13 protein-coding genes are annotated in these 12,039 nt (G+C 58.4%); 6 read left to right on the top strand and 7 right to left on the bottom strand.

Annotation, left to right across the window (positions count from 1 at the left end):
• Positions 1–11: 11 nt before the first annotated feature.
• Positions 12–1,277, bottom strand: coding sequence for an AmpG family muropeptide MFS transporter (locus tag MPQ_RS12090; RefSeq protein WP_013443238.1), 1,266 nt, complete (start codon positions 1,275–1,277; stop codon positions 12–14).
• A gap of 47 nt (positions 1,278–1,324) precedes the next feature.
• Between MPQ_RS12090 and MPQ_RS12085 the strand changes: the two genes are divergently transcribed.
• Positions 1,325–1,990, top strand: coding sequence for a sulfite exporter TauE/SafE family protein (locus MPQ_RS12085; RefSeq protein WP_041362410.1), 666 nt, complete (start codon positions 1,325–1,327; stop codon positions 1,988–1,990).
• Between the two features lie 31 nt (positions 1,991–2,021).
• Here the strand turns inward: MPQ_RS12085 and metW are convergent, their stop codons facing one another.
• Entirely contained in the window at positions 2,022–2,642 is a 621-nt protein-coding gene (metW, locus tag MPQ_RS12080) for a methionine biosynthesis protein MetW (RefSeq protein ID WP_013443235.1), read from the bottom strand.
• Positions 2,639–3,778, bottom strand: a complete 1,140-nt coding sequence (locus tag MPQ_RS12075) for a homoserine O-acetyltransferase (RefSeq protein ID WP_013443234.1) — start codon at positions 3,776–3,778, stop codon at positions 2,639–2,641. Before MPQ_RS12075 ends, metW begins: the two co-directional genes overlap by 4 nt.
• A gap of 28 nt (positions 3,779–3,806) precedes the next feature.
• Between MPQ_RS12075 and MPQ_RS12070 the strand changes: the two genes are divergently transcribed.
• Both MPQ_RS12070 and MPQ_RS12065 read left to right on the top strand, forming a co-directional pair.
• The gene (locus tag MPQ_RS12070) at positions 3,807–4,370 is read left to right on the top strand and encodes a gamma carbonic anhydrase family protein (protein ID WP_013443233.1); all 564 of its coding nucleotides are present in this window, start codon (positions 3,807–3,809) and stop codon (positions 4,368–4,370) included.
• A 41-nt stretch (positions 4,371–4,411) separates the two neighbouring features.
• Positions 4,412–4,957, top strand: coding sequence for a DUF6806 family protein (locus tag MPQ_RS12065; protein WP_013443232.1), 546 nt, complete (start codon positions 4,412–4,414; stop codon positions 4,955–4,957).
• Positions 4,958–5,076: 119 nt separating this feature from the next.
• Here the strand turns inward: MPQ_RS12065 and prmC are convergent, their stop codons facing one another.
• The 4 genes from prmC to hemA are packed head-to-tail and all read right to left on the bottom strand — an operon-like array spanning position 5,077 to position 8,763.
• Positions 5,077–5,970 carry a peptide chain release factor N(5)-glutamine methyltransferase gene (gene prmC / locus MPQ_RS12060; RefSeq protein ID WP_013443231.1) on the bottom strand — a complete coding sequence of 298 codons (894 nt, stop codon included), beginning with the start codon at positions 5,968–5,970 and terminating at the stop codon, positions 5,077–5,079.
• 3 nt (positions 5,971–5,973) lie between these two features.
• Complete coding sequence (locus tag MPQ_RS12055; RefSeq protein WP_013443230.1) at positions 5,974–6,414, bottom strand: DUF2127 domain-containing protein; 441 nt, start codon at positions 6,412–6,414, stop codon at positions 5,974–5,976.
• Between the two features lie 9 nt (positions 6,415–6,423).
• A complete protein-coding gene (gene prfA, locus MPQ_RS12050; RefSeq protein ID WP_041362408.1) occupies positions 6,424–7,506 on the bottom strand; it encodes a peptide chain release factor 1 in 1,083 nt (360 codons plus the stop codon).
• A gap of 9 nt (positions 7,507–7,515) precedes the next feature.
• Positions 7,516–8,763 (bottom strand): glutamyl-tRNA reductase, encoded by a 1,248-nt coding sequence (gene hemA, locus MPQ_RS12045; RefSeq protein WP_013443228.1) that lies wholly within the window; start codon positions 8,761–8,763, stop codon positions 7,516–7,518.
• 171 nt (positions 8,764–8,934) lie between these two features.
• Between hemA and rpe the strand changes: the two genes are divergently transcribed.
• From rpe to trpE, 3 genes are all read left to right on the top strand, one after another.
• A complete protein-coding gene (gene rpe / locus MPQ_RS12040; protein ID WP_013443227.1) occupies positions 8,935–9,633 on the top strand; it encodes a ribulose-phosphate 3-epimerase in 699 nt (232 codons plus the stop codon).
• Positions 9,634–9,685: 52 nt separating this feature from the next.
• Complete coding sequence (locus MPQ_RS12035) at positions 9,686–10,378, top strand: phosphoglycolate phosphatase (RefSeq protein WP_013443226.1); 693 nt, start codon at positions 9,686–9,688, stop codon at positions 10,376–10,378.
• 144 nt (positions 10,379–10,522) lie between these two features.
• Positions 10,523–12,037, top strand: a complete 1,515-nt coding sequence (gene trpE / locus MPQ_RS12030) for an anthranilate synthase component I (RefSeq protein ID WP_013443225.1) — start codon at positions 10,523–10,525, stop codon at positions 12,035–12,037.
• Positions 12,038–12,039: the final 2 nt, after the last annotated feature.

Raw genomic sequence — 12,039 nt, 5'->3', positions numbered from 1 at the left:
TAAGTACGCTTTTACTCGGGGTCGCGGATAGAAGGCGTGGCCAGCGGCTTGCCATGCCATGGCGCGATCTTCAGCAGCAACAGCATGCCGGGAATCGCCGCCACAAAACATAGCAGGAAGAAATTCACCCAGCCCAGTATATCCACCAGATAACCGGTAGTGGCGTTGGCAAAGGTGCGCGGCACGGCCGCCAGGCTGGTGAACAGCGCAAACTGGGTGGCGGTGTAGAGCGGGTGGGTGGTCTGGGCGATATAGGCGACAAAGGCGGCGGTGCCCAGGCCTACGCCAAAGGCTTCCACGCCAATCACAACCCCCAGCCACAGCAGATCGTGCCCCACGACGGCCAGCCAGGCAAAGCCCAGAATCGCCAGCATTTGTACCGCGCCAAACAGCCACAGCGAGCGGTGTATGCCGAGTCGCACCATCCAGATGCCGCCCAGCAGGCCGCCTATCACGCTCGGCCACAGCCCGGCATTTTTAGCGATGAGGCCGATTTCCGTCTTGCTGAATCCCATGTCCAGATAAAACGGCGTAGCGAGCGCCACCGCCATGCTGTCGCCCAGTTTGTACAAAAAGATAAACGCCAGAATCAGCAGGGCGGAGCGCCAGCCATTGCGGTGGATGAATTCATTGAAAGGCTCGACGACGGCAGCGGCGAGTGTTCTTGGCCGTCCGGGTTTCAGCTCGGGTTCTTTGACCAGCAGCGTCATCACCATGCCAGGCAGCATGAAAAGCGCGGTAATCAGAAACACGCTATCCCACGCCATGTGGTCGGCGAGAATCAGCGACAGTGAGCCGGGGATCAGGCCGGCAATCTTGTAGGCATTCACGTGAATCACATTGCCCAGGCCCAGCTCCGCATCAGGCAGGATTTCACGGCGATAGGCATCAATCACCACATCCTGGCTGGCGCTGAAAAATGCCACCACGGCCGCCAGGTAGGCGATGGTCCAGATATCCAGCACGGGATGCAGCTTGCCGAACAGGGGGATGCTGACCAGCAGGGCAACTTGCGTCACCAGCAGCCAGCCACGCCGCCTGCCCATGGGCGGAATATAGCGATCAAACAGCGGAGCCCAGATGAACTTCCAGGTGAAGGGCAGTTGGATCAAGGCAAACAGGCCGATGGCCTTGAGATCGACCCCTTCAGAACGCAGCCATGCGGGTAGCAGGCTGATCAGTATGAATAAGGGGAGTCCGGAGCTGAAGCCGGTGAAAATGCAGATCAGCATGCGCCGATTGAGCAGCGCCTTAAGCCAGGTGGGTTGTGCGTTCATGGGCGACACATTACCCGAAATCGGGTGCCGCATGCCACAATATCAGGATGTTGGAATTCACTTTATTTGGCGTGTTCATGGTCGGCTTGCTGGGTGGCGGCCATTGCGCCGGGATGTGCGGTGGCATTGTCGGCGCCGTTAGCATGAGCTTGCCGGGCGCGCGACCACGCCTGCCGTTTCTGCTTGCCTACAATGGCGGGCGTATTTTGAGTTACACCCTGGCCGGGGTATTGGCGGGGGCACTTGGTGCCAGCAGTTTTTTTCTGGGGCATATTCTTCCCATTCAGAAAATACTCTACGGACTCAGCAGCGTGATGCTGGTGTTGCTGGGCTTGTACCTGGCAGGTGTCTGGCATGGCGTGACCTATGTTGAGCGGCTGGGCAGCGTGCTATGGCGCCAATTGCAGCCCTTGTCCAAACGATTGTTGCCGGTGCAGTCACCCTGGCAGGCCATATTGCTGGGGGCAGTGTGGGGCTGGCTGCCCTGTGGATTGGTGTATAGCGTGCTGGTGGCTGCGTTGGCGGCAGGCAATGCCTTGCAGGGCGGCTTGCTGATGCTGGCGTTTGGCTTGGGCACCTTGCCCACCTTGCTGGCGATGGGTATGGCGGCGGTGAAGCTGAAAAAAGTGTTGCAGCAGGGCTGGCTCAGAAAGCTGAGCGGGTTGGCGGTAATACTGTTTGGCTTGTTCGGGCTTTATCGCGTGCTGCTTTGAGCACGCGCAGGGCAAGCATCAAAGGCGATGCTTACTCTGCGGGCTTCAGGTGGTACATGGCCAGGCTGCCACGCAGATTGGGCATCATGTGGATGGGCTCTTGCTCAGTCAGCACCAGCCGCTCCATCACTTCAATATGGTGGTTGATGCAGAACTCGTCAAAATCCTTGATGGTGCACAGGTGCACGTTAGGCGTGTCATACCACTGGTAGGGCAGATTCTTGGAAACCGGCATCTGCCCGGCAATCAGCTGAAAGCGATGACGCCAGTAACCAAAATTGGGGAAAGTGACGATGGCCTCATGACCCACACGCAGCATTTCCTGCACGATGCCTTCGGTATTGAGCACCGCCTGCAAGGTCTGCGACAAGATCACCACATCAAATGACTTGGCTTCAAAGCCGGACAGGCCTGCTTCCAGGTCCATCTGAATCACATCGACGCCATTGCTCATGCTGGCCAGCCAGTTGGCGTCATCTTTCTCAACGCCATAACCGCGTACCTGCAGGGTGTCGCGCAGATAGCCCAGCAGGGTGCCGTCGCCGCATCCCAGATCCAGTACCTTGGCACCAGGTTTAATCCATTTTGCGATCAGCGCAAAGTCGTGTCTTGATTTTGCAGCATCGGCAAACTTGATGGAGGTGTTGCTCATGCAGGGCCTCCGACTTTAATTTTCTTGAGATAGTTGCGCAGAATGGCGTGGTAGTGGGCATCCTGCATCAAAAACGCATCATGGCCGTGCGCCGCAGTCACTTCGGCATAGCTCACCGACAGCTCGTTATCCAGCAGTGCTTTTACGATCTCGCGTGAGCGTGCTGGCGAGAAGCGCCAGTCACTGGTGAATGAAATCACCAGAAAATCTGCCTGGGCCGGCGCCAAAGCCTGCGAGAGATCGCCATCGTGCGCCAGGGCGGGATCAAAATAATCCAGCGCGCGCGTCATGCGCAGATAGGTGTTGGCATCAAACTCACCGGCGAATTTATCGCCCTGATAGCGCAGGTAGGACTCCATCTCGAACTCGACGTCAAAGCTGTACTTGATCTCGCCTTCGCGCAGTTTGCGGCCAAACTTGGCACCCATGGCATCGTCAGACAGATAGGTAATATGCCCCAGCATGCGGGCAATGCGCAGGCCGCGACGCGGCACGACCTTGTGCGCATAGTAATCGCCGCCGTGGAATTCGGGGTCGGTGATGATGGCCTGGCGTGCCACTTCATTGAAGGCAATATTCTGCGCAGTGAGGTTGGGCGCGGCGGCAATCACCAGCGCATGACGCACGCGTTCGGGGTAGCTGATGGTCCACTGCAAGGCCTGCATGCCGCCCAGACTGCCACCGACGATGGCGGCCAGTTGCTTGATGCCGAGGTAATCGGCCAGGCGTGCTTGCGAGGTGACCCAGTCTTCCACCGTGAGTAGCGGGAATGCCGAGCCCCATGGCTTGCCGGTTTGCGGATGTATGCTCGATGGGCCGGTGCTGCCATGACAGCCGCCCAGATTGTTGAGGCCGATGACGAAAAAGCGGTTGGTATCCAGGGGCTTGCCGGGGCCGATCAAGTTATCCCACCAGCCGGCATGTTTGTCGGTCTCGGCGTATTTGCCTGCCACATGGTGGTGGCCGGACAACGCGTGACAGATCATCACCGCGTTGGATTTGTCGGCGTTCAGCGTGCCATAGGTTTCATAAACGAGGTCGTATTGCGGGAGGACTTCGCCGCTTTTCAGGGGCAGCGGTTCAGTGAAGTGCGCAATCTGTGGGGCTACAATGCCGATGGAGGAGGATTCTGACATTTCGCGATTATACTATGGCTAAAGCCCTATGCCCTATCTGGATAACAACATGTCTATCAGTGCTTTTCAGAGCCATTTTCCCGAGTTCGGTTCCCGCGTGTTTGTGCATGATGCCGCCACCATTATTGGTCAGGTCAGCCTGGGGGATGACGCCTCCGTCTGGCCGGGCGTGGTGATACGCGGTGACGTGAATGTCATCCGTATCGGCCATGGCACTAATATCCAGGATCTCAGCATGCTGCATGTCAGCCATCAATCGAGCTGGGATCCGCCCGGCGCCCCGCTCATTATCGGCAACCACGTCACCGTCGGCCATAGCGTGATCCTGCATGGCTGCACGCTGGAAGATGAGTGCCTGATCGGCATGGGCAGTATTGTCATGGACAAAGTCGTGGTGCAAAAGCATGTATTGCTGGGTGCGGGCAGTCTGGTGCCGGAGGGTAAGATTCTGGAAAGCGGCTATTTGTATATTGGCCGCCCCGCCATGAAAGTACGTGCCCTCACCGAGGCCGAAATCGCCCATTTCAGTTATTCCGCCCAGCACTACATGCGGCTCAAGGATCGCTATCTGCATCCGGATGCCACGGCCTGATCGGGTATAATCATCCCCTTGATTTTAATGAAGGAGTGGGCATGCCTACCGAAGTCCATGTGCATGGCTATCTTGAGCTGGTTGAGGGCGTGAGCGCGCGCCAGGTGGAGGATGCTTGCCGTCCTCTGCTGCAGGAAATGGAAGTGGCGCACCTGAGTGAGTTGAAAAGCATGGAGCCTGAACAGCCCGGCTTTTTCTACAATGCGGGCAATTGGGCACTGGAGATGTGCTGCACGCTGGAAGTGGAAGAGACTTTCTTCAAGGCACTGGAAGCGGCCATGGTAGCGCTGGGGCCTTTGTGCGAAAAGGCATCGCCGGTCGAGGTCAGCACCTACCATGAAGATGGGCGCGATGAGCTGCAACTGATTTTTGTCGGCCCGACCGCAGCCGCGATTCTGGATGCGCAGCGCCGCGAAATGCTGGCGGATGTAGGTGGTCTGCTGGCGCGACATTTTGGCCAGGGTGAAATCGATGAGGTACTGGGGCTGGTCGATCAGCTGTTCCGGCGTCAGGGTCATGCCCTGCAGGCCAATGATTTCAGTGTGGGCCTGACACCTGGCGGCAGTGATCGCCGTCGCTTGCACTAAATCTCTTTTTCCTGCACGCCGGATGTGTTTCGGTGTGTGGGTATCTGAATTTCTCTATCCCTATTTACTGTTGAATGCTGGTGGCTTTGGTCGCCGGTATATTGCTATGCCAGCATGATCTAGCCGGTCCATTGCCCGAGCGTCACGCGGGCGATGCCTGCCAGGTCGTGCGCATGCTGAACATCGCTAAAGCCAGTATTTCGCATCAACGTGGCAACGGCGTCGGCCTGGTCGTAGCCATGCTCCAGCAGCAGCCAGCCTGATGGCTGGAGGTGCGCCGGGGCGTGCTGAACGATGATGCGAATGTCATCCAGCCCATCCACTCCGGAAGCCAGTGCGCTGAGGGGTTCGTGGCGAAGGTCACCCTGCTGCAAATGCGGGTCGTCCTTGCGGATGTAGGGTGGGTTGCTGACGATGACATCAAACTTCAAACCTGCCAGCGGGGTAAACCAGCTGCCCAGTCTGAATTCCACATTCCCTTTTGTCGTGTCCTGATCACCGGCTTCCGGGGTAGCCAACCCCAGGGCTTCCGCATTGTGTCGGGCAACCTGCAAGGCCGCCGCGGAGGCGTCGACCGCTATCACCCTGGATTGCGGGCGGTGCGCAGCTATGGCTAGTGCGATGGCACCAGTGCCGGTGCCGAGATCCAGCACCTGACGAGTTTCTTCACTGGGGATGTGCGCCAGGGCGGCTTCCACTAGCGTTTCGGTATCCGGTCGTGGAATCAGTGTGGCTGGCGATACCGCGAGACGTAATCCAAAAAATTCACGGTTGCCGAGAATGTAGGCGACCGGTTCGCCCGCCAGGCGCCTGTGCAGTAAATCGTGAAATGTGGATGCGACAGCCGAGGGCAGGGCGTCGCTCTCATGGGCGATCAGCCAGGCATGCTCCACATTGCCTAATGCCTGACTCATCAGCATGCGAGCTTCATTGCGGGCTTCGCGGCTTTCAAGATTCAGCCTGGAGCCGAGTTGCTGCTGGGCTTCACGCAGGGCTTGCTGAATGTTGGACATGACTTACTTGCTCAGGTGACGCCAGAGGATGAGGACAATGCCGAGATTAATCAGAAGCAGGGCATAGCTCAGCACCGATGGTTGCCGCAGGATTTCCACCACTTCAAACGGCAGGTAGACGCCCGCGCTGATCAGCCCCAGCCATTTGGCCCATGGCCGGTCGTACCATAGTCCATAGGCTTCTGCCCAGCGCAGTCCCACATACGCGAGTGCCCCGGCGGTGATGGCCAGCAGGCGCGGCTGGCTCACATCGGCGGCCAGTTGCAATAAAAAGCGCGGGGTTTGTCGGGCGGGATTTAAATGGAAATGCGCCACCAGTTGCTCCGCAGCGGCCTGCCAGTCGGTATGCAGATGCGTCAGCACGGCAAGGGCGGTGAGCAGGATCAGGGCGCCTTTGGCGGCTTCCAGCAGGGCGATGCTGCGCAGGCTGGTGGCGGATTTCATGGACGTCGCCTAGTTGTCTTCGCCCAGCGTGGCCAGCAGGTCGGCCTGGTGCTCATTGGCAAGGGCGTTGATCAGCTCGTCCATGTCGCCTTCGGTAATCGCATCGATCTTGTACAGCGTGAGGTTGATGCGGTGGTCGGTGATGCGGCCTTGCGGGTAATTGTAGGTGCGGATGCGTTCGGAGCGATCCCCGCTACCGATCAGGCTGCGGCGTTCGCTGGCTATCTTGCTCTGCTGCTCGTTGACCTGCTTGGCCTTGATGCGGGCTGCCAGCACTTGCATGGCCTGCGCCTTGTTGGAGTGCTGGCTGCGGCCATCCTGACATTCCACCACGATGCCGGTAGGAAAGTGCGTAATGCGCACGGCGGAGTCGGTCTTGTTGATGTGCTGACCACCGGCGCCGGAGGCGCGGAAGGTGTCGATACGAATATCGGCCGGGTTGATCGTGACATCGCTGACTTCGTCCACTTCAGGCAATACCGCCACGGTGCAGGCCGAGGTGTGGATGCGGCCCTGGGTTTCGGTTTCCGGCACGCGCTGCACGCGGTGGCCGCCCGACTCGAACTTGAGTTTGGAGTAAGCGCCGAAGCCTTCAATCTTGGCGATGATTTCCTTGTAGCCGCCGACTTCGGATTCACTGGCGGATACCACCTCCACTTTCCAGCGCTGGCGCTCGGCATAGCGCGAGTACATGCGGAACAGGTCACCGGCAAACAGCGCCGACTCATCGCCGCCAGTACCGGCGCGGATTTCGAGGAAGATGTTGCGTTCGTCGTTGGGGTCCTTGGGCAACAGCAGTTTCTGCAGGGCCATGGCAATCTCTTCCAGCCGTGCTTTGCCTGCCTCGATTTCTTCCTGCGCAAAGGCTTTCATCTCAGGGTCTGCCAGCATGGCATGGGCTTCCTTGAGGTCGTTCTCGCACTGCTCGTAAGCACGGTATTGCTCGACGATGGGCGTGATTTCGGCGTGCTCGCGCGAAATCTTGCGGTAGTTGTCCATATCCGACGTGGCGTCTTCACTGGATAGCAGGCGGTTCAATTCATCAAGGCGCTCGCTCAGGGTGGCGAGCTTTTTCAGCATGGAGGGTTTCATTACGGATTCTTAATCGTGGTGGAGCTGGTAGAGTTGGCGCAACAGGCTTTCCAGTTGTTCGCGGTTGTCGCCATGGGCTTGATTCAGTGCGTGGCTGGGGCCATGCAGAAGTTTGTTGGTGAGCGCGGTGCTTAGCGCTTCCAGGGCAGCAATCGGGTCTTCGCCGCGGGCGATCAGTTTCTGCGCTTTTTCAAGCTCGCTGCGGCGGAAGTGCTCGGCCTGATCACGCAGCGCCCGTATGGTGGGGACGGCATCGCGGGTTTTCAGCCAGTGCATGAAATTGTCCACGCGCAGGGCAATAATCTTCTCGGCCTCGCGGGCGGCTTCCTGACGATTCACCAGGCCCTCCTGCACCACTTGCGCCAGGTCGTCCACGGTGTAGAGGAAGACGTCATCCAGCTCGGCTGCTTCGGCTTCAATGTCGCGCGGTACGGCGAGGTCCACCATGAACATGGGGCGGTGTTTGCGGGTCTTGATGGCGCGCTCCACCATGCCGAGGCCGACAATCGGCAGCTGGCTGGCAGTGGAGGTGACGACAATATCAAAATCGGCCAGGCGGTCCGGAATATCCCCCAGCAGCATGGCGTGGCCACCGATGCGGGCAGCCAGTTCGCTGCCGCGTTCCATGGTGCGGTTCGCAACGGTGATGGAGGCGGGCTTGTGCGTGGCAAAGTGCTCCGCACATAACTCGATCATTTCGCCCGCGCCGATGAACAGCACATGCAGGCCGTGCAGATTGCCAAAGATGCGCTGTGCCAGCTTGACCGAGGCGGCGGCCATGGAGATGGAGCTGGCGCCAATATCAGTGGTGGTGCGGACTTCCTTGGCGACGGCAAAGGTGCGCTGGAACAGCTTGTGCAGCAGGGTGCCGAGGGTGCCTGCGTGTTCGGCGATTTTTACCGCCTGCTTCATCTGCCCCAGAATCTGCGCTTCGCCCAGTACCATGGAATCCAGCCCTGCGGCCACGCGGAAGGCGTGCTTTACGGCATCTTCGCTGGGCAGGGTATACATGTAAGGCTGGATATTGTGGGTTTGCAGCTGGTGGTATTTTGCCAGCCAGTCCAGGGCTTTTTGCGGATCGTCGGTATTACAGTAAAGCTCTGTCCGGTTGCAGGTGGACAGGATGGCCGCCTCGCGCACGCCATGCGTGCTGAGATCGCGCAGGGCTTCTTCCAGGGTTTCGCTCTGAAAGGCTACGTGCTCGCGGATCGCAATGGGGGCGGTGGTGTGGTTCACACCGACGGTGAATAGATGCATTTCGTAATTTTCCAGTATCGCGCCAGCATAAGCAACAATTTCAGTCAGATAGATATCTTCCCTAGTAACGGCCAGTTGGGCGAAATGTTGACCTCTGGCGGGGCTAAAGGGCTGTCTAGACGTGACAAATCCGGGTAAAATGCGGGTTTTTCAACTGATTGATTCGTAGCCATGGCCAAACCATTCAGAATTGCCCCAAGTATTCTTTCCGCCAACTTTGCCAAGCTGGGCCAGGAAATCAGCGATGTCATCACTTCCGGTGCTGATATCGTTCACTTCGACGTAATGGACAACCACTACGTTCCCAACCTGACCATTGGTCCATTGGTCTGTGAGGCCATCCGCCCAGTGACCGATGCCATTATTGACGTGCATTTGATGGTCAAGCCTGTTGATCGCATCATCCCTGACTTTGCAAAGGCTGGCGCCAACATCATTACCTTTCACCCTGAAGCTTCCGACCACATTGACCGTAGCCTGTCGCTGGTGCGCGAGCTGGGTTGCAAATCCGGCCTGGTGTTCAACCCTGCTACTCCGCTGGACTACCTCGACTATGTCATGGACAAGGTCGACATGATTTTGCTGATGTCGGTTAACCCTGGCTTTGGTGGACAGAAGTTTATTCCTGGCACGCTGGACAAGCTGCGTCAGGCCCGTGCCCGCATTGATGCCTACACCGAAAAGACTGGCCGTGAAATCTGGCTGGAAATTGACGGTGGTGTGAATACGGCCAATATCGCCGAGATCGCCCGTGCTGGTGCTGATACCTTCGTGGCTGGTTCCGCCGTGTTCGGTGCTGGCAAGGATACCGATCCTAACCGTTACGACACCATCATCGGCAACCTGCGCGCCGAGCTGGCCAAGGTGTAATCCTGCTGCCATCGCGCAAGCGGTGGCACATGGAGTGCCCTGCGGAATCCCCGTGGTGAATTTCCCGATCCCGGTGCGCGCCGTGGCGCTCGATCTGGATGGTACGCTTCTGCATACCGCTCCGGATCTTGCTGATGCGGCGAATCGCATGCTGCTCGCCCTGGGGCGGCCAGCCCTGCCAGAAGCGCTGGTCATGACCTATGTGGGCAATGGCGCGGCGCGGCTGGTCAAGCGTCTGCTGACGGGGGAGATGGAAGCGGAACCCGATGCCGTGGCGTTTGAGCAGGCACAGGCCCTGTTTTTTGAGCACTATGCCGAGGTGTTGACGCGGCGCAGTGCGCCTTACCCCGGTGCGATGGAAGCGGTAAAGCAGTTGCATGAGGCCGGCTACAAGCTGGCCTGTATTACCAACAAACCGGAACGCTTTACGTTGCCACTGCTCCAAGCGATGGGTATGTTGCCGTATTTTCCGCTGGTGCTGTCAGGAGACAGCCTGCCGCGCAAAAAGCCGGACCCGTTGCCCTTGCTGCATATGGCCGAAATGTTTGGCGTCAGCCCCGCGCAGATGGTGATGATAGGTGACTCCTCTGCCGATGTTGGCGCAGCGCGTGCCGCGGGATGTGCGGCGATTGCGGTTTCGTATGGGTATAATCGCGGGCAGCCTGCCGATATGCTGGGGGCGGATGCGGTGATTGACAGCCTGCAAGAGGCGGCTTTTTTATTAACGTATGATCAACACGTGTGATCCAAGGTAAATTGATGAATTTCCAGGACTTTAAATGCCAGCTCAGCTGGCGATGGTGGCGCTGAACTCTGACGAACGTCCTGCGGGACGCATCTAGAGGGCGCATGCCTGCGCCTGACGCACATACAAGACTTGGGAATTACTATGTTACAAACCATCACTAAGCACGAGTTCAAGGCCCTGGCGGACCAGGGTTATAACCGCATTCCGCTGGTCGTCGAAACCTTCGCCGACCTCGATACCCCGCTTTCTCTCTATCTCAAACTGGCGAATCGTCCTTTCTCCTACCTGCTGGAATCTGTGCAGGGCGGTGAGCGATTTGGCCGCTACTCCATCATAGGCTTGCCTGCCCGTACCCGTATCGTGGCGCATGATCGCGATATCAAGGTGTTGCAGGACGATGTCGTGATTGAGTCCGCCGCTGATATTAATCCGCTGGATTTCGTCAAACAGTATCAGGCACGTTTCAAAACACCGCCTTACCAGGGCTTGCCGCGCTTCACCGGCGGCCTGGCCGGTTATTTCGGCTATGAAACCGTGCGCTACATCGAGCCGCGGCTCGCGCGCAACGCGCATGCAAAAACTGATGCGCTGGGCGTGCCCGATATTCTGCTCATGGTGTCGGAAGAGCTGGCTGTGGTGGATAATCTGTCAGGCAAGCTTTATTTCATCGTGTATGCGGACCCCGCGACCGATAACGCCTATGAAGCAGCGCATCAGCGCCTGCAGCAATTGCTGACGCAGCTGCGTCAACCCGTCGCCATTCCTCAAGCGCCTGCGATGGCGCCGAGCGAAGCGGTATCGGAGTTTGGCGAAGCCAATTTCAAGGCGGCCGTCGACCAGGCCAAGCGCTATATTTTTGATGGCGACATCATGCAGGTGGTGCTGGCGCAACGCTTGTCACAACCGTTTGCTGCATCCCCCATGTCGCTCTATCGCGCATTGCGCAGCCTGAACCCATCGCCTTACATGTTTTATTACGACATGGGCGATCACCATGTGGTCGGTGCTTCACCTGAAATTCTGGTGCGGCTGGAAAACGATATGGTCACTGCCCGCCCGATTGCCGGCACCCGTCCTCGCGGCAAGACGCGCGAGCATGACATTGCGCTGGCCGAAGAGCTGCTGGCTGACCCCAAGGAGCGTGCCGAGCATGTGCAGCTGATGGACCTCGGCCGTAACGATGTGGGCCGCGTCGCGGTGACGGGTTCGGTCAAGGTCACAGACAGCATGGTGATTGAGCGCTATTCGCATGTGATGCATATCGTGTCCAACGTGGAAGGCAAGCTCAAGCCAGGCATGGAGGCGATTGATGTGCTGAAAGCCACTTTCCCTGCCGGTACGGTGAGCGGTGCGCCCAAGGTGCGCGCCATGGAAATCATAGATGAACTGGAGCCTTCCAAGCGCGGGATTTATGCGGGTGCTGTTGGTTATCTTGGCTTCAATGGCGATATGGACCTGGCGATTGCCATCCGGACCGCCGTGATCAAGGACAAGACGCTTTATGTGCAGGCCGGTGCCGGTATTGTGGCCGACTCGGTGCCCGAGAGCGAATGGATGGAAACGCAGAACAAGGCAAGAGCCGTGATTCGCGCCGCCGAGATTGTGCTCGCCGGTCTGGACAGCAATGCCGGTCAACTGGCTCAAGGGAAGGAATAATC

Source organism: Methylovorus sp. MP688 (assembly GCF_000183115.1).
Classification (GTDB): domain Bacteria; phylum Pseudomonadota; class Gammaproteobacteria; order Burkholderiales; family Methylophilaceae; genus Methylovorus; species Methylovorus glucosotrophus.
The sequence above is the reverse complement of the archived record's forward strand: the minus strand, read 5'-3'. Positions and strand labels throughout refer to the sequence as shown.